General features: G+C 58.1%; 22 protein-coding genes. 13 read left to right on the plus strand and 9 right to left on the minus strand.

Annotated elements, in window-relative coordinates; all coding sequences use genetic code 11:
* Nucleotides 1-6: 6 nt before the first annotated feature.
* Nucleotides 7-537 carry a pentapeptide repeat-containing protein gene (locus ACQY5R_RS05195; RefSeq protein ID WP_428605383.1) on the minus strand — a complete coding sequence of 177 codons (531 nt, stop codon included), beginning with the start codon at nucleotides 535-537 and terminating at the stop codon, nucleotides 7-9.
* Between the two features lie 310 nt (nucleotides 538-847).
* Between ACQY5R_RS05195 and ACQY5R_RS05200 the strand changes: the two genes are divergently transcribed.
* Nucleotides 848-2530, plus strand: a complete 1683-nt coding sequence (locus ACQY5R_RS05200) for a methyl-accepting chemotaxis protein (RefSeq protein ID WP_428605386.1) — start codon at nucleotides 848-850, stop codon at nucleotides 2528-2530.
* A 56-nt stretch (nucleotides 2531-2586) separates the two neighbouring features.
* Here the strand turns inward: ACQY5R_RS05200 and ACQY5R_RS05205 are convergent, their stop codons facing one another.
* The gene (locus ACQY5R_RS05205) at nucleotides 2587-3513 is read right to left on the minus strand and encodes a LysR family transcriptional regulator (RefSeq protein ID WP_428605389.1); all 927 of its coding nucleotides are present in this window, start codon (nucleotides 3511-3513) and stop codon (nucleotides 2587-2589) included.
* Nucleotides 3514-3639: 126 nt separating this feature from the next.
* Here ACQY5R_RS05205 and ACQY5R_RS05210 point away from each other — a divergent pair, with 126 nt between their 5' ends.
* From ACQY5R_RS05210 to ACQY5R_RS05220, 3 genes are all read left to right on the plus strand, one after another.
* Nucleotides 3640-4980 carry an aspartate aminotransferase family protein gene (locus tag ACQY5R_RS05210; protein ID WP_428605392.1) on the plus strand — a complete coding sequence of 447 codons (1341 nt, stop codon included), beginning with the start codon at nucleotides 3640-3642 and terminating at the stop codon, nucleotides 4978-4980.
* Nucleotides 4981-5090: 110 nt separating this feature from the next.
* Nucleotides 5091-6584 carry a CoA-acylating methylmalonate-semialdehyde dehydrogenase gene (locus tag ACQY5R_RS05215; RefSeq protein WP_428605394.1) on the plus strand — a complete coding sequence of 498 codons (1494 nt, stop codon included), beginning with the start codon at nucleotides 5091-5093 and terminating at the stop codon, nucleotides 6582-6584.
* Between the two features lie 204 nt (nucleotides 6585-6788).
* Nucleotides 6789-8993, plus strand: coding sequence for a diguanylate cyclase (locus tag ACQY5R_RS05220; protein WP_428605397.1), 2205 nt, complete (start codon nucleotides 6789-6791; stop codon nucleotides 8991-8993).
* Between the two features lie 62 nt (nucleotides 8994-9055).
* Here the strand turns inward: ACQY5R_RS05220 and rph are convergent, their stop codons facing one another.
* The 3 genes from rph to ACQY5R_RS05235 are packed head-to-tail and all read right to left on the minus strand — an operon-like array spanning nucleotide 9056 to nucleotide 11624.
* Complete coding sequence (gene rph, locus ACQY5R_RS05225) at nucleotides 9056-9772, minus strand: ribonuclease PH (RefSeq protein WP_428605400.1); 717 nt, start codon at nucleotides 9770-9772, stop codon at nucleotides 9056-9058.
* Complete coding sequence (locus ACQY5R_RS05230) at nucleotides 9769-10650, minus strand: PP2C family protein-serine/threonine phosphatase (protein WP_428605403.1); 882 nt, start codon at nucleotides 10648-10650, stop codon at nucleotides 9769-9771. The genes rph and ACQY5R_RS05230 overlap by 4 nt, the downstream gene beginning before the upstream one ends.
* Entirely contained in the window at nucleotides 10647-11624 is a 978-nt protein-coding gene (locus ACQY5R_RS05235; RefSeq protein WP_428605406.1) for a serine/threonine protein kinase, read from the minus strand. Before ACQY5R_RS05235 ends, ACQY5R_RS05230 begins: the two co-directional genes overlap by 4 nt.
* Nucleotides 11625-11771: 147 nt before the next feature.
* Between ACQY5R_RS05235 and ACQY5R_RS05240 the strand changes: the two genes are divergently transcribed.
* The 5 genes from ACQY5R_RS05240 to ACQY5R_RS05260 all read left to right on the plus strand — a co-directional run bounded on the left by ACQY5R_RS05240 (nucleotide 11772) and on the right by ACQY5R_RS05260 (nucleotide 16456).
* Entirely contained in the window at nucleotides 11772-12626 is an 855-nt protein-coding gene (locus ACQY5R_RS05240; RefSeq protein WP_428605408.1) for a YicC/YloC family endoribonuclease, read from the plus strand.
* 59 nt (nucleotides 12627-12685) lie between these two features.
* Nucleotides 12686-13300 carry a guanylate kinase gene (gene gmk / locus ACQY5R_RS05245; protein WP_428605410.1) on the plus strand — a complete coding sequence of 205 codons (615 nt, stop codon included), beginning with the start codon at nucleotides 12686-12688 and terminating at the stop codon, nucleotides 13298-13300.
* Between the two features lie 208 nt (nucleotides 13301-13508).
* Complete coding sequence (gene rpoZ, locus ACQY5R_RS05250; RefSeq protein ID WP_428605412.1) at nucleotides 13509-13790, plus strand: DNA-directed RNA polymerase subunit omega; 282 nt, start codon at nucleotides 13509-13511, stop codon at nucleotides 13788-13790.
* Nucleotides 13791-13885: 95 nt separating this feature from the next.
* A complete protein-coding gene (gene spoT, locus ACQY5R_RS05255; protein WP_428605415.1) occupies nucleotides 13886-16051 on the plus strand; it encodes a bifunctional GTP diphosphokinase/guanosine-3',5'-bis pyrophosphate 3'-pyrophosphohydrolase in 2166 nt (721 codons plus the stop codon).
* Between the two features lie 24 nt (nucleotides 16052-16075).
* Nucleotides 16076-16456: a RidA family protein gene (locus ACQY5R_RS05260; RefSeq protein WP_428605417.1), complete on the plus strand. Its 381-nt coding sequence runs from the start codon at nucleotides 16076-16078 to the stop codon at nucleotides 16454-16456.
* Between the two features lie 60 nt (nucleotides 16457-16516).
* Here the strand turns inward: ACQY5R_RS05260 and ACQY5R_RS05265 are convergent, their stop codons facing one another.
* Both ACQY5R_RS05265 and ACQY5R_RS05270 read right to left on the minus strand, forming a co-directional pair.
* Nucleotides 16517-16933 (minus strand): secondary thiamine-phosphate synthase enzyme YjbQ, encoded by a 417-nt coding sequence (locus tag ACQY5R_RS05265; RefSeq protein WP_428605418.1) that lies wholly within the window; start codon nucleotides 16931-16933, stop codon nucleotides 16517-16519.
* Nucleotides 16934-16955: 22 nt separating this feature from the next.
* Complete coding sequence (locus tag ACQY5R_RS05270) at nucleotides 16956-17270, minus strand: MTH1187 family thiamine-binding protein (RefSeq protein WP_428605421.1); 315 nt, start codon at nucleotides 17268-17270, stop codon at nucleotides 16956-16958.
* Between the two features lie 163 nt (nucleotides 17271-17433).
* On the opposite strand from ACQY5R_RS05270, the gene recG reads away from it, so the two are divergent.
* From recG to ACQY5R_RS05290, 4 genes are all read left to right on the plus strand, one after another.
* Nucleotides 17434-19551 carry an ATP-dependent DNA helicase RecG gene (gene recG, locus ACQY5R_RS05275; RefSeq protein ID WP_428605423.1) on the plus strand — a complete coding sequence of 706 codons (2118 nt, stop codon included), beginning with the start codon at nucleotides 17434-17436 and terminating at the stop codon, nucleotides 19549-19551.
* Between the two features lie 82 nt (nucleotides 19552-19633).
* Nucleotides 19634-20197: a chorismate--pyruvate lyase family protein gene (locus ACQY5R_RS05280; RefSeq protein ID WP_428605425.1), complete on the plus strand. Its 564-nt coding sequence runs from the start codon at nucleotides 19634-19636 to the stop codon at nucleotides 20195-20197.
* Nucleotides 20194-21099, plus strand: a complete 906-nt coding sequence (gene ubiA, locus ACQY5R_RS05285) for a 4-hydroxybenzoate octaprenyltransferase (protein ID WP_428605427.1) — start codon at nucleotides 20194-20196, stop codon at nucleotides 21097-21099. Before ACQY5R_RS05280 ends, ubiA begins: the two co-directional genes overlap by 4 nt.
* A 27-nt stretch (nucleotides 21100-21126) precedes the next feature.
* Nucleotides 21127-21594 (plus strand): hypothetical protein, encoded by a 468-nt coding sequence (locus ACQY5R_RS05290; protein ID WP_428605429.1) that lies wholly within the window; start codon nucleotides 21127-21129, stop codon nucleotides 21592-21594.
* Nucleotides 21595-21674: 80 nt separating this feature from the next.
* Here the strand turns inward: ACQY5R_RS05290 and dsrA are convergent, their stop codons facing one another.
* Together dsrA and ACQY5R_RS05300 are read right to left on the minus strand one after the other, a co-directional pair.
* Nucleotides 21675-22922 (minus strand): dissimilatory-type sulfite reductase subunit alpha, encoded by a 1248-nt coding sequence (gene dsrA, locus ACQY5R_RS05295; RefSeq protein ID WP_428605431.1) that lies wholly within the window; start codon nucleotides 22920-22922, stop codon nucleotides 21675-21677.
* Between the two features lie 527 nt (nucleotides 22923-23449).
* Nucleotides 23450-23827: a phasin family protein gene (locus ACQY5R_RS05300; protein ID WP_428605434.1), complete on the minus strand. Its 378-nt coding sequence runs from the start codon at nucleotides 23825-23827 to the stop codon at nucleotides 23450-23452.
* Nucleotides 23828-23835: the final 8 nt, after the last annotated feature.

Here is a 23835-nt window from a genome sequence, read left to right on the forward strand (position 1 = left end):
AAATGGCTACTTACACTCGCCTATCGAACCGACGGCGCAGACCCGGCCATCCGTCCAGGTGGCGTTATCCAGCTTGGCGGCGATAAAAATAGTGTTTTCGAGATTGGCTCCCCGCAGATTGGCGCCGCTGAGATCGGCATCAAGCAGGTTGGCGCCTTTAAGATTGGCCAGCATCAGATTGGCGTTTTGCAGATTGACCGCGTGCAGGGCTGCATGCTGCAGATTGCTGAGCATCAGATTGGCCCCCTCGAGGTCGGCCAGGTGGAGGATAGCACCCGATAGATTGGCGCCCTGCAGGTTGGCGTGGTCCAGGCGCATGGAAGCCATGGAGGCATCGTGCATATCGACCCCGGGGATTTGTGCCCCGATCCGCACCGCCCATGAACACTGTGCCTCCGGTTCGAACTTGCAGGTGGTGCTCTTGATATGATCCGAGTTCTCGATATCCTTTTGCCAGGCATTGGTTTCGATGGCATAAGTGGAGAGGTATGCCAGCGTGACTCCAATGGCGGTGGCTCTAAGATTGTGCGAAATCATGATCTGTTCCCCTGTTTTCCTGCCCGGCTCGGGGCATTGCTAAATAGATGGGTTTCTCTGGGTGAATGAGTGAAGGCACTCTATTCATCAAGACAACTTATGTTACCCAAATAATAATCTATCAGACTTGACCCAGATCTATACTGGCGACAACTAGTCAGGTGGCCAGGCTGGCTATCGGCCGCCTTATCTCGGTTTCGTCAGGTATCTCATTGATCTAAAAGGTCGTTTATCACTCGATTGACTAAAGATGACTGCCGCTTGGCCGATAGCCAAATTATCCATGCACGCAGAATAGCTGATTAATCTCATGAACATACTCAACAAAACAACATTTCTGGTACTACTGGCCGCGGTAGTGGCTGGGTTCGTTACGGGATTACTTCTACTCTACGTCGGCGCCAGTGGGTTGGTCTCCGTGCTGGTTGTCGCCGTGGTGGCGGTTTTGTTTGCACTGTTACTGGTTTATCGCATTCAGCTGCAGCCACTGGTCGGTCACCTGGGCTTGATGCATCGACTGGTGGAGGCTAAGGGGCAGCTGAATGAGGATGAAGGCCAAAGGCTGTCGCAGTTATTGCAGGGTGATGCAGGAGACGAGATCGCCGTCGTGGCGGGGTTGTTGCAGGAACATTACAGCTGCAGTGTCGGTGTGGTGGGGCGCAGTGGCAAGATTGCGATAGCGGGTGCCGAGGTCTCCTATGCGGCGGATGTGTTGAAACGGCGTATCGATGACCAGATTGAGCATATTCAGAAGATCACCGAAGCCACCGGTAATATCTCCAACAATATCGAACAGGCGGTGACCAATTCCGAGACGCTGAAAGAGCTGTCACGACAGACACGTCGCGCCAGCTATATCGGCCAGGAGGCGATTGGTGAGGCGGCTGAACAGATGCGTAGCACCGGCAGCCACGCCCAGGAGGCGGCTGATCTGATCGCCAAGCTGGAAGATCGTGCCAGCCAGATATCCCAGATCACCAAGGTGATCAGTGAGATTGCCGACCAGACCAATCTACTGGCGCTGAATGCCGCTATCGAGGCGGCCAGGGCGGGCGAACAGGGGCGCGGTTTCGCCGTGGTGGCGGAAGAGGTAAGAAATCTCGCCACCCGTACCTCTACCGCCACCACCGAAATTGGTCAGATGGTCCAGCGCATCAACGAAGAGACGGGGAACGCCGGCAACACCATGCGTTCACTGGTGGATGAGGTGCAGGAGAGTCGCCAGCGTACCGAAAAAGTGGATACACAGTTGGTAGAGATACTGGAGCACGCCCGGGAAGTGGAGCAGCGAGTGATCTCCGCCGCCGAGCGTTCTGAACAGAATCGTGAGCACCAGTCGCAGATCAACCACTCCCTGGAGGAGTTTACTCAGAGCCTCAACAGCTCCTCGGAAAAGGTGGAGTCGGTGGCGAGTCAGTCGCTGGCGCTTTCAGAGATGGCGGAATCGATCTACGAACTGCTGGGCGATACCGGTCTTCAGGGCGAACATGGTATCGCCTATGAGGAGGGGCGTGCGGCCGTGGTGGCCATCCAGCAACTGTTCGAGCAAGCAGTGGATCAGGGGAAATTGTCCCTTAACCAGATTTTTGATCGGAACTACCAGCCAATTGCCGGTACCCATCCGCAAAAATTCAAAACCCAGTTCGACGACTTTACCGACGCTAATTTCCCGGCAATCCAGGAACCGATCCTCTCTCGGCATGCCTTTATGGCGTATGCCGGTGCGGTGGATAACAACGGCTACTTCCCCACCCATAACAACCGTTACGCCAAACCGCTTACCGGCGACTATGAAAAGGATCTGCTGACCAACCGGACCAAACGGATCTTTGATGATCGCACCGGTGCCCGCTGTGGATCGTCGACCAAGCCGTTCCTGCTGCAGACCTATAAACGGGATACTGGGGAGGTGATGCACGATCTGACCATCCCGATCTTTGTCGATGGCAGGCATTGGGGCGGTTTCCGTATCGGCTATCAGTCGTCCGAATAGCCGCACCGGATGGCGCCAGGGGTAGGCGATCGTGCCTGCCCCGGCCGGTAAACAGGTTAGTGGCCGGCTGACTCTTCCTGCTTCAATTCACTCAGATAGGTTTGCAAGATCAGATTGTCGGGCGCGCCGCGGCGGGTAATGGCGGAGTAGTGGGTTACGTAGTGCATCTGCTCTCTCAGCAGTGGACGCATTTTTCCCTGTGAAACCCAGCGGTCGGCGAAATGGGTGGGGAGGAAACCGATATAGCAGCCGGTCATGATCAGGAAGGCGATCCCCTCCCGGTCGGTTGCCGTGGCGCTGGCTTTGAGCGGCTGATATTGCGCCTTGATGGCCGCGGTCTGGGCGTAGGCGGGCACCACCGCATCCTGCTGTAGAATCTGTGCGGATGAGACCGAGTTGGCATCGAACAGCGGGTGGGTGTGGCTACAGTAGAGCTGGGAGGTTTCACCATAGAGGGGGAGGTACTCCAGACCGGCCAGGGTGCGGAGGTCGGGGACGACACCGATATGCAGGCGTCCATCCAGCACCCGCAACTCGATCTCATTGGGCGGCAGCATGCTGATATTGATACCCACATCCGGGCCGCGCTGTTTGAGGCGGGCCAGGGAGTCGGTGATCCGCATGTGCTGCATGGTGACCAGGTTGTCGGTGATACCGATATTCAATTCACCCTTGAGACGGGCGTGTATCGCATTGACCCGGGTTCTGAAACCCTCCAGTGAAGTAAGTAGTTGCAGCGTGGCGGCGTGTACCTGTGCCCCCTCCGCAGTCAGCGAAAAGCCGGCCCGGCCTCGCTGGCACAGGCGCAGACCCAGACGTTGTTCCAGATCTGCCATACTGATGCTGATGGCTGAGCGGCTGATATTGAGTTGCACCTCGGCGGCGGAAAATCCTCCACACTCCACCACGGCCTTGAATATACGCAGTTGGCGTATATCGCTGTCACTGATCTGTCCACTGAGTGCGAGGGGGAGGGATTTCATGGGATGGCCGGGACCTGTTTAAAGTTAAATAATATTGAAACTAAAAATAAATTAATTCAAATTTATTTAACCTTAACTGCCGTTCAAACTCACTCACTCCACCTAGACATGGATTAAGGATCACCTATGCCCGAATTTGACACCCGACTCACCGCCGGACTGACACGCGAGGAACTGGAGGCGCACTGGATGCCCTTCACCGGTAACCGGGATTTCAAACAAAATCCCCGCCTGATTGTTGCCGCCGAAGGCAATTACTATCAAAGTGCCGACGGCCGGCAGATTCTGGACGGGGTGTCCGGGCTTTGGTGCTGCGGTGCCGGGCACAACCGGCGGGAGATCAGTGAAGCCGTCACCGCCCAGTTGGACCGCCTGGACTATTCCCCGGGCTTCCAGTTTGCCCATCCGCTCTCGTTCGAGCTGGCCAATCAGCTGACCCAGATGACGCCTTCAGGGCTGGATTATGTGTTTTTCTCCAACTCCGGATCGGAAGCGGTGGAGACGGCTTTAAAGATGGCGCGTGCCTATTGGCGACAGAAGGGGCAGCCGGGTAAGACAAAACTGATCGGCCGCGCCAAGGGGTACCACGGCGTCAATTTTGGCGGTATCAGCCTGGGCGGTATCGGCCCCAACCGCAAGCTGTTCGGCACCTTGTTGGACGCCGATCACCTGCCCCATACCCTGTTGCCGGAGAATGCCTTCCAGCGCGGCATGCCGGAGCAGGGTGCGGCACTGGCGGAGCAGTTGGAAGAGTTGGTGGCGTTGCACGATGCCTCCAATATCGCCGCGGTGATTGTTGAGCCGATAGCCGGTTCGGCCGGCGTGATTGTACCGCCCAAAGGCTATCTGCAGCTGCTGCGTGAAATTTGCGACAAGCACCAGATCCTACTGATTTTTGACGAAGTGATCACCGGCTTTGGGCGTACCGGCCAAGCCTTTGCGGCGGATACCTTTGGTGTGGTGCCGGATATCATGACATTGGCCAAGGGGTTGACCAACGGCGTGGTCCCGATGGGGGCTACGGTGGTGCAGCGTGACATTTACCAAACCTTTATGGATCAGGGTGGGCCGGCGTATATGGTGGAGTTTCCGCACGGATACACCTATTCGGCCCATCCGCTGGCCTGCGCGGCCGGCATCGCGGCTTTGCAACTGTTTGAGACGGAGAGGCTGGCGGAGCGCGCTCGAGAGCTGGCACCCTACTTTGAAGCGGGTCTGCACAGCCTGAAGGGATTGCCCCATGTCACCGATATCCGGAATTTTGGTTTGGCGGGTGCCCTGCAGATTACCCCGTACCCCGGCGAGCCCGCGCGACGCCCTTGGGAGATCGCCATGCGTTGTTGGGAGCGTGGCGTTTACGTGCGCTACGGCGGCGATACGATTCAGTTCGGTCCGGCCATGACCATTGAAAAAGAGGAGATTGACCGTCTGGTCAATGTGGTGGGAGATAGTCTTAATGCCGTCTGAGACAAGGGCCCTTGGGGTTTGAAACACTATGTTTTCGGATGACTATTCGGCCGGTCTGTCCAGCGAGTGAAACAAGGAGCCGTCGGCGGCTCGATTAACCAGGAGCAGTTATGCATACCATCGGTCACTTTATCAACGGCGAGCAGGTTCAAGAGAGCAAGCGGACCCAGCCGGTCTACAACCCGGCTACAGGCGAAATAACACACCGGGTGGAACTGGCTTCCCGGGACACGGTCGAGCGGGCGATTGCCGCTGCCGAGGCGGCTTTCCCGGCGTGGCGGGCGACACCGCCCCTGAAACGTGCCCAGGTGATGTTCCGTTACAAGCAGTTGCTGGAGCAGCATGCCGAAGAGATCTGCGGTTTGATCACCGATGAACACGGCAAGGTACTGGATGATGCGATGGGCGAACTGGTGCGCGGCATTGAGGTGGTGGAGTATGCCTGCGGTGCGCCGGAATTGCTGAAGGGCGAGTTTTCCAAGAGTGTGGGGCCGGGCATCGATTCATGGTCGGAATTCCAACCCCTGGGTGTGGTGGCCGGTATTACCCCCTTCAATTTTCCCGTGATGGTCCCCATGTGGATGTTCCCCGTGGCTCTGGTCTGCGGCAACACCTTTATCCTGAAACCGTCCGAGCGGGACCCGTCCGCCGCCCTGCGTATCGCCGAGCTGCTGCAACAGGCGGGCTTGCCGGATGGCGTATTCAATCTGGTCAACGGCGATAAAGAGGCGGTAGATACCCTGCTTGGCGATCCCCGTGTGCAGGCGGTCAGTTTTGTCGGGTCGACCCCGGTCGCCGAATATATCTACCGTACCGGTACCGCCGCCGGCAAGCGGGTGCAGGCCCTGGGCGGGGCCAAGAATCATGCCGTCGTAATGCCGGATGCCGATCTCGGCAACGCGGTGAATGCCCTGATGGGGGCCGCCTACGGCTCTTGCGGTGAGCGCTGCATGGCCATCTCAATCGTGGTCTGCGTCGGTGATGACGTGGCCGATGCGGTGGTCGGACGTCTGGCGGAAAAACTGGCTCATTTGAAAGTGGGCGCTGGCCGGGACGTGGGGTGTGAAATGGGACCCTTGGTAACCGAGCAGCACCTGCAGAAGGTGCGCCGCTATGTAGACCGTGGTGTGGACGAAGGGGCCGAACTGGTGGTGGACGGACGCGCGCTGCAGCTGGATGACACGACTCAGGGCTTTTTCCTGGGGGGCTGCCTGTTTGACCGGGTGACCCCGGATATGACGATCTATCGGGATGAAATATTTGGTCCGGTGCTCGGGGTGGTGCGCGTGGCCAGCCTGCGGGAAGCGATGGCTCTGATCGATAATCATGAATACGGAAACGGCACCTGTATCTTTACCCGGGATGGCGAAGTGGCGCGCTATTTCAGCGACCATATTCGCGTCGGTATGGTGGGGGTCAACGTACCCCTGCCGGTGCCGGTGGCCTACCATAGCTTTGGCGGTTGGAAGCGCTCGCTGTTCGGCGACCTCTATGCGTATGGCCCGGATGCCGTGCGCTTCTACACTCGTCGCAAGACCATCACCCAGCGTTGGCCCTCGTCCGCTGTGCGGGAAGGCAGTTCATTCTCCTTTCCGACCCTGTAAGAGGGGGAGGATTGCAATAAACCGTAAAAAAATCGCGCTTTCTTGTTTAAGTATTCGCTAATGTGACCGATACAAAAGAGTGATCCGGTTCACAAAACCTAGCGGTGCGAAGAAGGGCGAAATGCAGTTGTTTGTTGTTAATCACATAGTTCGGGCAACGCAATCCGGTAGCCATCCGGGAATGACGCTGCCGATTGATGTGCGATGAAAAAAATCCAGTGGGATGAGGGGCTTAGTATTGGCGACCCGGATCTGGATGGGGAGCACAGACAGCTTATTGCACTGCTTAACCGATTGATCGACTTGATTGACGAAGACCCCGATGCCGAACAGGTGCACCGGGTTCTGGATGAATTGGAACTGCTGGCGGCCGCGCATAGCCGCAATGAAGAGCGCCTCAGTTTTTCCGCCAGTGAGGATTTCAAAGAGGAGCAGCGCCGCGAACACAATGATTTTCGGGCGGCCATCATTGAGGCGCGCGGCCAGTTGCGCCCGGATGATCTGGGTGGTTCGCTGATCGACGTGACCGAATCCCTGGTCAAGTTACTGATAAACCATATTATTGATCAAGACTTGGACTTGGCTGCCTTGCTGGATGAGCAGGAGGCCAAAAGTCACTCCTTGGCTGAATATCTGGTCCACCGTTTCCAGAAGATATCCCTGGTGCGTGGTCTGGAGATGCTGGTAATCATCTCGCTGCTGCCGATGCTTATCTTTGCCGGCATGATCATGTATCAATCCTGGCAGGGGGCGTCTGAGGCGGGTGACGTGGTACGGCTGGCTGCCTTCAGCCGGCGTATCGGCAATCTTGCCCATGAACTGCAGAAAGAGCGTGGACTCAGCGCCGGTTTTCTGACCAGTGAGGACCGGGCGTTCAAGACCGCACTGAAACTGCAGCGCAAAAACAGCAACCGGGAGTTGGCGCAGTTCAAGGCGAATATCGAGGGGCAAAAACTGGAAGGCCGATTGGGCCGTATCGGTGACCGGGCGGCGCGTGTGGTGGTGCGTATGGAGGCCCTGGAGGGCTACCGTGATAAGGTCGACCGGCGACTGGTCACGCCCCAGGAGAGTTTTGACAGATTTACCGGTTTGATAACCGAATTGACCGCCTTAACCAACCAGATTGCCATCCACTCCCGCCGCCAGGGCGGTTCAGAGCTGTTTCAGGCCAACGCCATATTGATTCAGTTTGCCGAAATGGGCGGTCGTGAGCGCGCAGTGGTCTCCGCGGCGTTTGGCCGGGGCTACTTTACCCGTCCGGAGTACCGCCAGCTGGTTTCGCTGACTTCAGAGCAGGACACCCTGGCGCGGCAGTTTCGATCCTTTTTGTCCGAACCGCAGTGGTTGCGCTGGCGTGAACATTATTCAGTCGAGGCGGTAGTCGCCTATAAGCGTCTTAGCGATTATGCCCTGGAGCTGGGCAGTGGTGATGGGAAAGTCTCGGTGGACAGCTTTACCTGGTTCAAAGTTGCCACCCAGCGTATCAATTTGATCAATACCTTTCAGCAGCAACTCATCAGCCAACTGCAGGATGAAATGCGGCGTAAGCGCAGCCTCTCCACCGCGATATTTATGACCACGGTGTTTGGCGGCGGCGCCATGGTATTTCTGATCGGTTTCGTTGCGTTGCAGTTGGCCCGATCGATTCGCCTACCCATTCTCAGCTTGACCGAAGGTATGCGCTCGTTAACCGCCGACGATAAGTCATTCCGTATCCCCTTTGCCAATCGCAAGGATGAGTTGGGGGATATGGTCAAGGCGTACGAGACATTCCGGCGCAAACTGATCCGTGCGGATATGCTGACCTTGGGCGAGCAGTTGGGACCCTTGGCCATCAACCGGCACGCCTTGGCATTGAAGCGCAGTGCGGCGGAGGGTCAGGAGTACAAGCGCCTGGCCAGCATCGACTCACTGACCGGAGTAATCAATCGTCGCGAGTTTATGAAACGGGCCAAGATGGAGGTGGCCAGGCTGCTGCGGCACCAGGGCGACTTGACGGTACTGCTGCTGGATGTGGATTACTTCAAGCAGGTGAATGACACCTACGGGCATCCCGCGGGTGACCGGGTATTGAAGTTTGTGTCGCAGTCGATTGTTTCCGCGTTACGGGAAGAGGATATATTGGGCCGGATCGGTGGTGAAGAGTTTGCGGCCCTCTTGCCGGCAACCGATCAGACCTCCGCCGGGGCGACGGCGGAACGGATTCGGACCGCTATCGAAAACCTGCGTATTCAAGTGGGCGAGGATGAAATCAAGGTGACCATCAGTATCGGAATCAGTCAGCTGGTTCCGGGCGAGAACGCAATAGAACCGGCCATGGAGCGGGCCGATCGTGCACTCTATCGGGCCAAGGATCAGGGGCGCAACCAGGTTTGCGTCTTGTCGGGTATCGAGTCGATGGCAGGCTAGCCTGAGTTGCCTGTGGGTAGTACAGGGCCCGCTATCCATCCGCGGGCCCCGGAGCGGGCCGGTCAATCCGCCATGGCTTGCTGCTGTACTCCCATGATCTCGCGGATTCCGCTATCCGCCAAGGCCAGCATGGCGTTCAATTCCTGCAGGTGGAAAGCGTGACCTTCTGCCGTACCCTGTACCTCGATAAAGGCTCCGGCATCGTTCATGACCACGTTCATGTCGGTTTCCGCCTGGGAGTCCTCGGCGTAATCGAGATCCAGTATCGGCACACCCTGATAGATGCCGACCGAAACGGAAGCGAGTTGTCCGTGAATCGGATCGCTAGTCAGCTTACCGGATTTTTGCAGATTGCCGACGGCATCGCACAGTGCCACATAGGCGCCGGAGATGGAGGCGGTGCGGGTACCGCCATCCGCCTGGATGACATCGCAATCCAGGGTGATGGTGCGTTCTCCCAGTGCCTGGAGATCGGTCACGGCACGCAGGCTGCGGCCGATCAGGCGTTGTATCTCCAAGGTGCGTCCTCCCTGTTTGCCCCGGCTCGCCTCCCGCGCCATGCGACTGTCGGTGGAGCGCGGCAGCATGCCGTACTCGGCCGTTACCCAGCCTTTTCCGCTGCCCTTGAGAAAGGGCGGGACCCGCTCCTCAACCGAGGCGGTGCAGATTACCTGGGTGTCGCCGAAAGCGATCAGGACCGATCCCTCCGCATGTTTGGTGAAGTGTCGGGTAATGCGGACACGGCGCATCTGATCGGGGGTACGGCCACTGGGTCTCATTCTTTTTCCTGCTTGGTTTCAGATTCAAAATTACTGATGGCGTTCTGCAGTTCGGCAATGGCCTGGGCCAGATTGCTCTCTTCAGTCTGCGCTTCCGTTTTGTCCTCAGTGACACGGGTATGCGTGTTGTCCGCCTGCTGCATCCTGAGTGCAATCAGGGTGATGTTATCACTATCCGGAAAGGCTTTGTGGGCTGCCTGTTCGGCCAAGCTCTGAATCGCCTCCGACAGGGGCAGGTTACTGAACAGTGTGTTCAGCATCTCTTCCTCACCGATACTGCCCCAGAAGCCGTCACTGCAGAGCAGCAGTATGTCTCCGGATGCCAGTTTATGTTTGCCCAGCGTGATGTCCGGTGAGACCAGGGCGCCACCCAGGCAGCGGGTGACATAGTTGCGTTGCGGATGGGTTTTCTGCTGCCTGGCGGTGATCACGCCCTGCTGTTTCAGCCGCTCGACATAGGAGTGGTCAATGGTCTTGGCAAGTACCCGGCGCTCTCGCAACAGATAGAGTCGGCTATCGCCGGCATGTGCCCAGTGGGCGACGTTTTTCTGTATCAGACAGGCGACCGCGGTGGTTCTGGGGTCGATGGCCGGATGCTGATCATAGCCGAAGGCGACGATATTTTCGTGCGCTTTATGTAACAGGCGGGTCAGAAAACTGCTTGGGTTGAGGATCGGATGGGGGGTTCGATTGAAGTAGCTTTGGCAGGTATCGATCAGTACCTGGGCCGCCGCCTCGCCGCGTGGATGTCCGCCCATGCCGTCACCCAGGCCCAGCAGTACGGCACTGTTTCCATCGACCCTGATACAGCGGTCCTGGTTGATCTTGCGGTCGCCTATCAAACTGCAGGAGGCAAATTCACCGGGTTGTATGCTCATTCAGCGTCTCTCTGTTTAAAGAGGTTGTCCGTCGACTCAAGCTGTGGCTGACGGTTGTTTGCCGGTCGTCCCCGCTCTTGGGTGAGCGCCTCCAGCATGATGCCGGCATTCTGCGGCCGCAGCAGGGGGTCCACCTCCATTGCCCAATCGATGATATCGAGCAGATAGGCGGGGTACTGTTTCTTGTACAGACTTGCGATTGGTTTCATTGAATCTTTAGCATGCCGTTCGATGGCCGAAGGTGGCGGTTTGCCCTCGATGCAGGAGCGCATGGTGGCGCCTATGGCATACACATCGCTCCAGGGCCCGACATAGCCGGAGGAGTAATACTGTTCGACCGGTGCAAATCCGGGTGTAACCACTTGAGACGACTGCCGACTGCGTGTGGTGGCAAACTGGTGTACGGCGCCAAAGTCGAGCAGCAGGGGGTTGCCGCCTGGACGCAGGTGGATGTTGCTCGGCTTGATATCCAGGTGCAACTGCCCCTCGGAGTGAATCAGGTTCAGTGCGTCAAGCACGGCCGGGAAAACCGTCAGCAGAAAGGTGGTGCTCAATCCGCCATTGCGCTTCTTGACGTAGCTGCCGAGATTTTTGCCGTGCTCGTAGTCCATCACCAGATAGGCCGTATTGTTGGCAAGGAAAAAGGTGCGGACGTTCACAATGTTGGGATGGCGCAGGGTCGCCAGTGCCTTGGCTTCCTGGTAAAACAGCTTGCGTCCGTTGTGAAAGGCGTCGCTCTGTTTTTCACCGCTAACCTGTACCCGCCCGTTCTGGTCGCGTACCGCGATTTTTTTCGGCAGGTACTCCTTGATCACCACATGATCCTGGGTGTCCTCGTCTTCGGCCAGGTAAATCAGGCTGAATCCGCCGCTCCCGATCAGCTTGATGATCGAGTAACAGTCGATGACGGTGCCGGACGGTAGGCTGTCCCTGTTCTGTTCCGTGGGTGAAGAAATAGTCAGCTCCGGATGCACTCTGCTCGAATGCGCATTATGATACACCTAACCACGTCTAGGGCCTTAGCCGCCCGGTTAAGCGGCGGTTACTCAATATCTGCGTTTTACAGATAATACGCAGTACTCTTCCAAGTATAAATAACAGGTGCGCACATGATCTGCAGTATGACCTCATTTTCGAGAAGAGAGAGCCGGGACGAGCTGGGTGAACTGGTCTGCGAGATACGGTCGGTCAACCACCGTTATCTGGAATTGTTTGTACGCTTGCCGGAAGAGTTACGAGCCCTGGAGCCGCTGGTCAGGGAACGGGTGGCCGCCCGGCTTGGGCGTGGCAAGGTTGATTGCCTGTTCCGCTTCGTACCGTCAAAAAGCGCCACCGCCGGCGTGGTGGTAAATGAACGCTTCGCCCAGCAGATTATCGACGCCGCCGGAGAAGTGGGGCGCTTGCTGCATGAGTCGGTACCGCCCCGGGCGATGGATATCCTGCGTTGGCCCGGTGTATTGGAAACGGAAGAGCTGGATTTGACGCCTATCCATAAACGCGCGGCTGAACTGTTGGAAGAGACGCTGGACGGCTTGGTCGAGTCGCGCCAGCGGGAAGGCTCCCGTCTGGCTGAGCTGATACAGCAGCGTTGTGGCGCGATGCGCGAGGAAGTGGCGAAGGTCAAGCAGTTGATGCCGCAGCTGTTGGTCTCCCTGCGTGACCGGCTGCGTGCCCGTCTGGCGGAGTTGACCGCAGAGCTGGACGAAGGGCGTATCGAACAGGAGATGGTACTGCTCACGCAACGGCTGGATGTGGACGAGGAGATGGATCGCTTGCAGACGCATCTGGATGAGGTGGAGGCCGTGCTCGGCAGAGACGAACCGGTGGGGCGTCGTCTCGACTTCCTGATGCAGGAGTTGAATCGGGAAGCCAATACCTTGGGTTCCAAATCCAACGACGTTGAGATGACCCGGGTATCGGTTGAACTGAAGGTGTTGATCGAGCAGATGCGCGAGCAGATCCAGAATATCGAATAGAGTGATGGCGCCCGGTAATACCGAGGTTGCCGAAGAGCAGAAGGAAAAGTGAAAAGAGCATGACTACAGGTACCCTGTTTATAGTGTCCGCCCCCTCCGGGGCCGGAAAGACCAGCCTATTGAAGGCGTTGGTGGAAACCGAAGAGCAGGTGCGGGTTTCCATCTCGCACACCACTCGCCCAAAAAGGCCGGGTGAAACGCCCGGCGTGGATTACCATTTTGTCGATACCGATGCGTTCACCCGGATGATCGAGGCGGGCGCGTTTCTGGAGCATGCCGAAGTGTTTGGTAACTATTACGGGACTTCAGAAGAGGGTATCCGCGAGCAGATAGATCAGGGCAACGATGTGATCCTGGAGATCGATTGGCAGGGCGCACAGCAAGTGCGTCTGCGTATCCCGGACACGGTATCGGTATTCATCCTGCCGCCCACGCCGGAAGCGCTACGGCAGCGCCTGGGCAACCGAGGTCAGGATAGCGAAACCGTGATCCAGCGGCGACTGGGTGAAGCCCGGGAAGAGATGTCTCACTACCCCGAATACGACTACATCGTGGTCAATGACCTGTTCGATCAGGCGCTGGGTGAACTGCGGGCGATTATCACTGCGCAGCGGTTGCGTCAGTCTGTCCAGGCGCAACGTCTGCACGAGCGGTTACAGTCTTTACTGGCGTAGCGCATCGAGGCAAAAGCGCAGGGCCGACTCAATTATCCTGCCGGTAGAGTGCGTGTGTTCCCGAAATAGACGGCACTGTTATCTGGTATGCAGGCGTGCATTGTTATACTATTTAATGTTCCGGTCGTGATGTCCGGAGTGGCGTTATTATTTTTATTCCCAGTAGGCTGCTGTCTGGCTGGGGATTGGACTTCGGAGTGTATTGAACATGGCCCGCGTTACAGTTGAAGATTGCCTTGAGCATGTGGATAACCGTTTTGATCTGGTGCTGTTGGCAACCAAACGGGCACGTCAGTTGAGTAACGGCGTGGCACCCCTGTTGGCTTGGGAAAATGACAAGGCGACGGTAGTGGCCCTGCGTGAGATCGCGGCCGGCTTGGTGGACGACAAGGTGGTGGCCCCCAAGGCCGAGTCAGAAGTGGATATGGGTGCTCTGGAAGAGAACTTCGGCACAGATGATCTAGTGGACGATCGGGCATTTGCCAGATAAGGAATGTGTAACGGAAGCTTCCCAAGAGAAATTTCCAGCCTACCTATCGCCGAGGCTGCGCCTGTCTATGGCGCAGCCGTTAACCGGATCATCCTATGAGCAGTCCGGCCGGCGCCCAGCCCTCAGAATTCGATAATAAGCCGCGCTTTTTAATCAGCGACCTCTGCGCTTATCTGGAGTCTTACCTGAGTGTGGACCAGATACGCGAGGTGTATCGTGCCTATGTCTTCAGTGCCGAGGCACACGAGGGACAGAAGCGCCTGAGTGGCGAACCCTATATCTACCATCCCCTGGCCGTTGCCCGGATCCTGGCCGATATCCGACTCGATTACCGTTGCCTCATGGCGGCCATCATGCACGATGTGCTGGAAGATACGCCGGTCACCAAGGCACAGCTGGAAGAGGAGTTTGGTGAAGAGGTGGCGACCCTGGTGGATGGCGTCAGCAAACTGAACCAGATCAACTTCCCCTCCAAAGCCGAGGCCCAGGCCGCCAGTTTCCGCAAGATGTTACTGGCCATGACCCAGGATATCCGCATCATCCTGATCAAACTGGCTGATCGACTGCACAATATGCGCACCCTGGAGGTGATGCGGCCGGAGAAGTGTCGGCGCATCGCCCGGGAAACCCTGGAAATCTATGCGCCGATCGCCCATCGACTCGGCATCTACCGCCTGCGCACCGAGCTTGAAGAGCTTTGCTTTGCGGCCTATTGGCCAATGCGTTACCGTGCCCTGAAGGAGGCGGTCCGTTCCGCGCGGGGAAACCGCAAAGAGGTGATGGCGAATATCGATGCGGCGTTGGTGGGGCGCCTGGAACAGGAAGGGATCGTCGGGGTGGTGCGGGGCCGGGAGAAGCATCTCTACAGTATCTACACCAAGATGCGGGACAAGAAACTCTCCTTCTCCGAGGTGGTGGATGTCTATGCTTTCCGCATTATTGTCGATCGCCTAGACACCTGTTATCGGGCGCTGGGGGTGGTACACAATCTCTACAAGCCGGTGCCGGGGCGTTTTAAGGACTATATTGCCATCCCCAAGGCAAACGGCTATCAATCCCTGCACACACTGCTGTTCGGCCCCCACGGCCTGCCGATCGAGATACAGATCCGTACGGTAGAGATGGACCGGATGGCGGAATCGGGCATCGCGGCGCACTGGCTCTATAAGTCGAGTGAAAACCAGAGCGGCAAGGCCCATGCCGATGCCTCCAACTGGCTGAAAAACCTGCTGGAGTTGCAGAAGGATGCCGGTGACTCGATGGAGTTCCTGGAACATGTGAAGGTGGACCTGTTCCCGGATGAGGTCTATGTCTTCACCCCGCGCGGAAAGATTATGGTGCTGGCCAAGGGGGCCACGGTGATCGACTTTGCCTATGCGGTGCATTCCGACGTGGGTAACCATACGGTGGCGGCACGGGTCGACCGGCATATGGTGCCGCTACGTACCCGGCTCTATAGTGGTCAGACAGTAGAGATTATTACCTCCGACTCGGCTAACCCCAGTGCCGCCTGGCTCAACTTCGTGGTGACGGGTAAGGCGCGAGCCAATATCCGCGGTTACCTGAAGAATCTGCGTCATCAGGAAGCGGTCACCCTGGGACGGCGGTTGTTGAATAAGGATCTGGCCCAGCACGATCTGACGATTGATCAGATTGATGATTCCCGATTGGCTCCTCTGCTGGAGGACTTCCATCTAGCCAGCAAGGAGGCGCTGCTGGAGGAGATCGGGTTGGGGAACCGAATGCCGTTACTGGTGGCGCGCCGCTTGACCGATTCCGATACTGAATTGCCCAGAGAAGAGATGCCGCCACAGGCCGGTGCCGCCCCGCTGGCGATTACCGGCACCGAAGGGATGGTGGTGCGGTTTGCCAAGTGTTGCCGGCCGCTGCCGGGTGACGAGATCGTGGCCATCTTTAACCCCGGAAAGGGTATCGTGGTGCACCGGAATGAGTGTCGTAATCTCGGCGATTTTCGCAAGAGTGACAGCTGGCTGGATGTCAGCTGGGAGAAAGAGCCGGTGGGCGATTTTACTACCGAGATCAAGGTGGACGTGGGCAACAAGCGCGGTGCGCTGGCGTCGGTGGCCTCGGCCATCTCGGAAATGGGTTCCAATATCAAGAATGTCATTATGGAGGAGCGGGACGGCCTCACCTCCACGCTCCATTTTGTGGTGGCGGTGGACAGCCGTATCCACCTGGCCAATATCATGCGTCGCCTGCGTCAATTGAATACCGTGCTGCGCATCCACCGGGTCGGTTAATTTTAGAGACAGAGAGCGACAGAAATGGAAAAAGAGATTATTCGCACAGACCTGGCGCCGCAGGCGATCGGTACCTATTCCCAGGCTGTCAAAGTGGGGAACACGGTCTATCTCTCCGGACAGATCCCGCTGGTGCCGGAGACCATGGAGATGGTCGACGGGGATATGGAGGCACAAATCCGGCGCGTATTCGAGAATCTGCAGGCGGTGGCCCGGGCTGCCGGCGGTGAACTCCGTGACGTGGTAAAGCTGAACATTTTTCTTACCGATCTAGTGCATTTCCCGTTGGTGAATAGTGTGATGGCGGAGTATTTTTCCCAACCCTACCCCGCGCGGGCGGCGATTGGTGTTGCGCAACTGCCGAAAGACGCGGGGGTGGAGATGGACGCGGTGATGGTGCTGTAGGCGGCGCCATGCCGGGCGTGAAGATTCACTGCGCCGGACGGTAACCGCCCCAGTACGATTCTATTCTCCTTGCACGGTGACCGTGATTTGGCGTCGATGCGGCGCCGTGCGGTGTTCCCATAAGTAGATCCCTTGCCAGGTACCGCGGGCGCAATGACCGGCAGTGACTGGTAGCGTCAAGTCCATGTTGGTCAAGATGGAGCGGATATGGGCCGGCATATCATCCGGTCCCTCCATGCTGTGTTCATAGCTGACGTCTCCATCCGGCACCAGCCTCGCCATGAACTGTTCCAGGTCCCGGCGTACTGCCGGATCGGCATTTTCACACAGGGTCAGCGAGGCGCTGGTATGGTGGCAGAAGACGTGGCATAGGCCGGTACGGATACCCGACGCGACAATAACTTGCTCGACTTCCCGGGTGATGTTGTAGGTGCCACGGCCATGGCACTGGATCTGTAATATCGCCTGATGAATCATCACTTTCCCCGCTGGTGACAGCTTAGCTGTTAACCGCGCCGATCTTTTCCCGCACCGATTCCACCTTTCCCCGCATGCGGTCCCCTTTGCCCTTGCGGATGTCCAGCTTCAGCGAGGAGTAAACCCGATCGCAACCGGCTTGATCCAGGATCCGGTAGGCCGCCTCCACCAGCGACAGCGCCTGTGGCAGGGTATCTGTTTCGACAATGGTACCCATGGGTGTGAGTTGGTAATCGCTGCCGCTGTCGCGGATCATCTGGATTACCTGACTGACATAGGCGCTCACGCTCTCTCCTTTATCGGTAGGGAACATGGCAAATTCCAACAGTACGGACATGGCGTTCTCCGTTGTTTGTTCTCTATAGGTTTTCCATTCGAATTATTCTGGTAATATTATCACGCATTAATTGCGAAGCGGTTTTAGTCGGGCTTGAGGCTAGCGTGGCGAAGGGACGGGCCGCCGGCCATGATTACCATATTCATCGAGAGGGATAGCAGATATGCCAGAGGGTAGGCGCCTGAACAGTCACGGCAAGGTGGCAGGATTGGATGAGCTGCCGGTCACCACCCTCAAGGGCGTGGGGACGCGCAACAGCGAAAAGCTGGCGAAAATCGGCGTCAGGACCGTTCAGGATATCCTCTTTCACCTACCCTTTCGTTACCAGGATCGTACCCGGGTGGTACCTATCGGTTCGCTTCGCCCCGGTGACAGTGTGGTGGTAGAGGGGGAGGTGGAACTGGCCGATATCCGTTTTGGACGTCGCCGCTCGCTGTTGGTCAGGCTGGCTGACGGCAGTGGTGCGCTGACCCTGCGCTTTTTTCATTTTTCCGCTGCCCAGAAGGCGGCATTGAGACGGGGCAGCCGGCTGCGCTGCTATGGCGAAGTGCGGCCGGGACCGGCCAGTTATGAGATGGTTCATCCTGAGTATCAGTCGCTGAGTGAAGGGGAGAGCCCGGCGGTGGAGGAGTGTCTGACGCCGGTTTATCCCACCACCGAGGGGATGCACCAACTCAGTTGGCGAGCCATGGCGGGACGGGCCCTGGCACTGCTGCAGGCCAATCCGGCGGCACTGCCGGAGTGGTTGCCCGAGTCGTTGCTACAACGTTTCCGATTGCCCGATCTGGCTGCTGCCCTCGGTTACCTGCATCGACCGCCGCCGGATGCGCCCCAAGATCGGCTGATAAGCGGCAGTCATCCGGCCCAGCAACGCCTCGCCTTTGAGGAGTTGATGGCCCATCAGCTCAGCCTGCGTGAGACCCGTCTGCGGCAGAAACGGCTGGATGCCCCCGTCCTGCTCGCTCAAGGTAACTTATCCCGACCGTTTTTTGCCCGCTTGGGTTTTACCCTGACCGGCGCCCAGCGGCGGGTATTGCAGGAGATTGCCCAGGATCTGGCGCAGGCCCACCCGATGATGCGTTTGGTTCAGGGGGATGTGGGGTCGGGCAAGACCGTGGTAGCGGCGCTGGCGGCGTTACAGGCGCTGGAAGCGGGCCATCAGGTGGCCCTGATGGCGCCGACCGAACTGTTGGCTGAGCAGCACCTGCGGGTATTCCGGCAGTGGCTGGAGCCTTTGGGATTGGAGGTGGCCTGGCTTACCGGGCGGCACAAGGGCAAGCAGCGGGGACAACTGCTGGAGGATCTGGCCGGCGGCCGGATACGTATCGTCGTGGGCACCCATGCCCTGTTTCAGAGTGATGTCGCTTTCCACGCCCTGGGCCTGGTGATTATCGATGAACAGCACCGCTTCGGCGTACATCAGCGTATGGCGTTGCGTGAGAAAGGGGGTGGCAGTGCCGTGCCGCATCAGTTGATTATGACGGCGACGCCCATTCCCCGCACCCTGGCGATGACCGCCTACGCCGACCTGGACCTGTCGATTATCGATGAATTACCGCCCGGGCGTACGCCGGTGGCAACGGTGGTGATCCCGGACAGCCGTCGCAGTGAAGTGGTGGAGCGGGTGCGTAGTGCCTGTGTGGCAGGGCGCCAGACCTATTGGGTCTGCACCCTGATTGAAGAGTCGGAGGCGCTGCAGTGCCAGGCGGCGGAGGAGGCGACCCGTATGCTTCAGGAGCAGTTGCCGGAGTTGCGTATCGGACTGGTACACGGTCGGCTCAAGGCGGCGGAGAAAGAGGCGGTCATGGCCGCTTTCAAAGCGGCGGAGCTGGATCTGTTGGTGGCGACGACGGTGATTGAGGTCGGGGTTGATGTGCCGAATGCCAGCCTGATGATTATCGAAAATCCGGAGCGTCTGGGGTTGGCTCAACTGCACCAGTTGCGCGGCCGGGTGGGGCGTGGATCGGTGGAGAGTCACTGTGTGCTGATGTATCACCCGCCACTGTCCCAGAATGCCCAGCAACGGCTTGGGGTGATGCGTGAAACCAATGACGGCTTCCTGATTGCTCAGAAAGATCTGGAGCTGAGAGGCCCGGGCGAAGTGCTGGGTACCCGGCAAACCGGCGAAATGCAGTTTCGGATTGCCGATCTGGTCCGCGATCAGCCCTTATTGGATGAGGTACAGGACGCCGCCCAACTGTTGCTGGAACAGTTCCCGGAACGGGTGGCGCCACTGGTGCGGCGCTGGGTGGGAGACAGGCAGCACTACATCAACGCCTGAGGTCGGCGTGATCGGTATTTATAGGGGAAACGGCGGAAAAAATCGGCGATAATGGCAGTTTTGCAGTCATCGGAAGTCGTTCTTGAAGCGTTATTACAGCAGGCGTGAACCCAACTGGACCTCCTGGTGCCGGTATCGGCATCATCAGGTGCTGCCGGGGATCGAACAGTGGTTGCGGGATCGCGGCTCTTTAACGGCCCGCCTGAAGAGCGCTTCTCGGGGCGATTTTCGCGTCAATGTGCTGCGTCAAGAGTGGGCGTGTCCGCTGGATAGCGAGCGCCGGTTACTGGGTATGCGCCGTGGCGGGATCGCTATTTTGCGTGAAGTGGAGCTGCTGTGCGGAGGCGTCCCCTGGGTGTTTGCCCGGACGCTGATTCCGGTGCGCAGTCTGCAGGGGCCGGCCAGGCGTCTGGCGCTGTTGGGTGAGCGTCCGCTGGGAGAGGTGCTGTTTGCCGATCCCTCAATGCGACGTGGCATCACACAAATGGCCCGATTGCTGCCCCGGCATGCACTGTTTGCTGCGGCCACGGTTCACCTGCAACAGGTGGAGGAGATATGGGGGCGGCGGACCCTGTTCCACCTGGCCGGGAAACCGCTATTGGTGAATGAGATATTTTTACCGGATATTCCCACGAGTCAGTCATGAGTCAATCGGAATTTGAAGTCAAAGCCGGCACCTTGCCGCGTACCCGGCAACAGCAGTGGGAGGGTTATATCCGCCTAGTGAGGTTGGACAAGCCGATCGGTATTCTGCTGCTGCTGTGGCCGGCGTTGTGGGCCCTGTGGTTGGCCGGCGCTGGACAACCGCGTTGGGGTGTGGTGTTGATTTTCATCATGGGGGTGGCGCTGATGCGCTCAGCCGGTTGCGCTATCAACGATTATGCCGACCGGCATATCGACGGTCAGGTAAAGCGTACCTGCGGCCGGCCGATCGCCACCGGTGTAGTGTCGCCGCGCGAGGCACTCTGGGTGTTTACCGTTCTCAGTCTGGTCGCTTTTGGCCTGGTGTTGTTGCTGAACCGGGAAACGGTGCTGATGTCGGTTGTGGCGGTAGTGCTGGCTGCGCTCTACCCGTTTATGAAGCGCTATACCCATCTGCCCCAGCTGGTGTTGGGGATGGCCTTCGGTTGGGCGGTGCCGATGGCCTATATGGCCCTGCTGGGAGAAGTCCCGGCCGTTGCCTGGCTACTCTATGTGGCAACCATTCTCTGGGCGTTGATCTACGACACGGAATACGCCATGGTGGATCGGGACGATGATCTGCGTATCGGGGTTAAGTCCACTGCCATCCTGTTTGGCCGACAGGATCGCCTGATCATCGGACTGCTGCAGTTGTTGATGTTGCTGCTGTTGGTGTGGATCGGGTGGCAACAGGCATTGGGTCTTGCCTACTATCTGGGCCTGGGTGTGGCGGCGACACTGTTTGTGCGGCAACAGCGCTTGATCAGGGCGCGTGAACCGGCGGCCTGTTTTACCGCGTTCCTGAACAATAACTGCGTCGGTATGGCGATCTTTTTTGGACTGCTGGTCGATTACCTGCTGGCGTAATGGCCAGACAAGGAAGAAGGGGGACGGGTGAGCGTCATCCAGGATCTATACCATATTTTTGATAAAGAGTACGCCAGACATCTCGCCAGCCGTGCGACAAAAAACGGTCTGGTGCTGGAGCTGCGGCGCAATCTCGCTTATCTGCGTGAAGGGTTGGCGGAACAGTTACCGGCGGCGGTGATTCTCGCCGGCCTGGAAGAGGCGCAGTTCAATAACGCCAGTCAAGCCGGCGCCCACTTCAACGCGATCCAGAAGAAGAGCCTAGCCCGCCACACCTATGGAGGCGTGCGCGAGTTTGACAAATATCGTGGTTGGTCGACCGAGCAGTTGATCAATAAGGCTTATGAGCGCATTGCTACGCTAAAAAAACTCACGCAGAGCGCCGATGGACTGGACCTGTCCGCCCGTCTGCAATACCTGTTCAAATTTCTCATGGTGTTGATGGCCCATATCGATGGGGTAAAGCTGAAGCTTAAGTCGGGAAACCGCACCTAACCCGGTTTGGGTGTAGCGCTGAGTGACGTCGATATGCCGGAAGCCGGTCCCGGTTGCAGAACCGGGACCGGTGCTAGGGTTTAGACAGTGCCTGCTTTGCGCTCTTTCCATTTTGCCGCTTGCTCATCCCAGTCGTCGGTGCGCACATAGGGATTGGTGCGGGGTTGGGAGATCATCTCCGGTTCGATTTCCAGGCCAAGGCCCTCCAGGAAGTTGATCAAGCCGATTCGCTCGATCATTTCACCGGTCCGCTCGTGTTCCAGGGCATTTTCGGCGAAGAAGTCGAGAATGCTGGTGCTCAGCTCCTCCAGCCACTCGAAGTCTTCGTCGGTTTCCAGCTTATGGAACGGCACCACCACCGTGCCCATCAGGTCGCCGATCTTCAGGGTACGCTTGCCACCCACCAGGATGCTGACCCCTTTGTCGTCACCCGGTGAAAGTGCCTTGGTCATGACATTGATACAGTGCATACAGCGCACGCAGTTGTGGTTATCCACCGCCAGGGTATCATCATCGTTTAGCGACAATGCCTGGGTCGGGCAACGGGTAATCACGTTGTCGATCACATACTTGCGTCCCTTCTTGGCCACGAAGGCTTGCACTTCGGGCTGATCGACCTTCATATCATCGCGCCAGGTACCGATCATGGCGACGTCGGCCCGCTGGATCGAATTCATGCAATCGTTGGCGCAGCCGGAGGCCTTGAACTTCAGTTTGTAGGGCAGGGCCGGACGGTGCATGTCATCCAGGTTGGCGTTGACGCAGGTACGCATGGCGCGTGCCTCGTCATAGCAGGATTGCTCGCAACGCGCCGCGCCCACACAGGACATGCCGGTACGCACTGCCGGGCCGGCGCCACCCAGGTCGAAGCCCGCTTTGTTGATCTCGTCAAACGCTTTCTGCACGTTTTCCGTGGTGCAGCCCTGAAACATGATGTCGCCGGACTGACCGTGGAAGGCGATCAGGCCGGAGCCGTATTTTTCCCAGATGTCGCACAGGTGGCGGATGGTCTTGGTGTCGTAGTGCATGCCCGGGGGCGGGATCACACGCAGGGTGTGAAATTCAGCCGCGGCGGGGAACAGCGGTTTGTTGTTTTCATCTTTCAGTTCGGTAAAACGCGGAATAATACCGCCACCGTAGCCAATCACGCCGACGGTGCCGCCTTTCCAGTAGCCCTTGCGGGTCTCATATGAGGTTTCCAACTGGCCCAACAGGTCGACCATCATGTCGCTGTTCTGTGCCAGACGCTTCAGACCGGTCACAAAGCTCGGCCAGGGCCCTCCCTCCAGCTGATCCAGCATGGGGGTATCGTGCATTGGTTTTGTCATACTGCTCCTCCCGGAATTACCCGTCGCGTCATATCTTGAATAGACCGTTCGGGACTGCTTTTAGAGTGTGACCCACCTATGTTTGGGGGCTTGTGCTGCCTATCAGGTAGCTTGCAGATGATGATAGATCAAAGTAATACCAAGTAAACCACTGGGTAATTGGGGTATGGAGGGGTGGGCGCCGTCACAACGCTCCCGGCCAGCCGCCGCTGGAAACGGCTAAAGCGGCTTGATGCGATTCGTTTTACTCACCGCATCCTACGATTTTGGGTGGACCGTGGGCCTCGCGGATTCGGGCCAAACAGGCGGGACCTAGGGTGCCGGTGAGCTTGCGAACCGCACCAACCCCGCCAATCGGGCAACCACGCGGCGTGCCCGTACTCCAATCCCCGGACAAAAAAAAGCCCGGCGGGGGGCCGGGCGAAAATCTCTCTATGCACTGTTCAGAGAGAGGAGGATCTCTGCCCGGGTGTTGTGGTCAACCCCCGGGACTTGCGGTATCCGCGAGGCGGCGGATACCCGGTATATTACGGTTTCAGGGCCTCTTCAGCCGCTGCGGTAACTTTGCTGTTGAACGTGTCGATACCGTTTTCCAGCCAGCTGCGATACTCGCTACCGGCCTGGGTGGCCAGGTTGACGGCGTCGCGGCCTTTGTTGGCCAGTTTTTCGCTGAGCGTCTTGCTCAAAGCGATCTGGCTGTTGAACAGCTCCTTCGGATCGCTGGACTGGCCGCTGATGGACAACTGCTCAATGCCGGCGTCGACAAAGATGCTGAAGGCGTCCATCTGCCGTTCAACCATTTGCTCCCAGGTGCGCAGATTGATTTCCGCCAAAGAACGGATATTTTCATAACCGTTAATACCGAATTCTTTGATCAGTTCCAGGTTTGCCTTTGGGTCTTTCATTGCGCTCT

This window comes from Sedimenticola sp., assembly GCF_050289425.1.
GTDB lineage: Bacteria > Pseudomonadota > Gammaproteobacteria > Chromatiales > Chromatiaceae > Sedimenticola.

What these genes read in the sequence shown, in the direction of transcription:
- ACQY5R_RS05195 (WP_428605383.1), bottom strand. Translation starts at nt 537, where the DNA reads ATGATTTCGCACAATCTTAGAGCCACCGCCATTGGAGTCACGCTGGCA.
- ACQY5R_RS05200 (WP_428605386.1), top strand. Translation starts at nt 848, where the DNA reads ATGAACATACTCAACAAAACAACATTTCTGGTACTACTGGCCGCGGTA.
- ACQY5R_RS05205 (WP_428605389.1), bottom strand. Translation starts at nt 3,513, where the DNA reads ATGAAATCCCTCCCCCTCGCACTCAGTGGACAGATCAGTGACAGCGAT.
- ACQY5R_RS05210 (WP_428605392.1), top strand. Translation starts at nt 3,640, where the DNA reads ATGCCCGAATTTGACACCCGACTCACCGCCGGACTGACACGCGAGGAA.
- ACQY5R_RS05215 (WP_428605394.1), top strand. Translation starts at nt 5,091, where the DNA reads ATGCATACCATCGGTCACTTTATCAACGGCGAGCAGGTTCAAGAGAGC.
- ACQY5R_RS05220 (WP_428605397.1), top strand. Translation starts at nt 6,789, where the DNA reads ATGAAAAAAATCCAGTGGGATGAGGGGCTTAGTATTGGCGACCCGGAT.
- rph (WP_428605400.1), bottom strand. Translation starts at nt 9,772, where the DNA reads ATGAGACCCAGTGGCCGTACCCCCGATCAGATGCGCCGTGTCCGCATT.
- ACQY5R_RS05230 (WP_428605403.1), bottom strand. Translation starts at nt 10,650, where the DNA reads ATGAGCATACAACCCGGTGAATTTGCCTCCTGCAGTTTGATAGGCGAC.
- ACQY5R_RS05240 (WP_428605408.1), top strand. Translation starts at nt 11,772, where the DNA reads ATGACCTCATTTTCGAGAAGAGAGAGCCGGGACGAGCTGGGTGAACTG.
- gmk (WP_428605410.1), top strand. Translation starts at nt 12,686, where the DNA reads ATGACTACAGGTACCCTGTTTATAGTGTCCGCCCCCTCCGGGGCCGGA.
- rpoZ (WP_428605412.1), top strand. Translation starts at nt 13,509, where the DNA reads ATGGCCCGCGTTACAGTTGAAGATTGCCTTGAGCATGTGGATAACCGT.
- spoT (WP_428605415.1), top strand. Translation starts at nt 13,886, where the DNA reads ATGAGCAGTCCGGCCGGCGCCCAGCCCTCAGAATTCGATAATAAGCCG.
- ACQY5R_RS05260 (WP_428605417.1), top strand. Translation starts at nt 16,076, where the DNA reads ATGGAAAAAGAGATTATTCGCACAGACCTGGCGCCGCAGGCGATCGGT.
- ACQY5R_RS05265 (WP_428605418.1), bottom strand. Translation starts at nt 16,933, where the DNA reads ATGATTCATCAGGCGATATTACAGATCCAGTGCCATGGCCGTGGCACC.
- ACQY5R_RS05270 (WP_428605421.1), bottom strand. Translation starts at nt 17,270, where the DNA reads ATGTCCGTACTGTTGGAATTTGCCATGTTCCCTACCGATAAAGGAGAG.
- recG (WP_428605423.1), top strand. Translation starts at nt 17,434, where the DNA reads ATGCCAGAGGGTAGGCGCCTGAACAGTCACGGCAAGGTGGCAGGATTG.
- ubiA (WP_428605427.1), top strand. Translation starts at nt 20,194, where the DNA reads ATGAGTCAATCGGAATTTGAAGTCAAAGCCGGCACCTTGCCGCGTACC.
- dsrA (WP_428605431.1), bottom strand. Translation starts at nt 22,922, where the DNA reads ATGACAAAACCAATGCACGATACCCCCATGCTGGATCAGCTGGAGGGA.
- ACQY5R_RS05300 (WP_428605434.1), bottom strand. Translation starts at nt 23,827, where the DNA reads ATGAAAGACCCAAAGGCAAACCTGGAACTGATCAAAGAATTCGGTATT.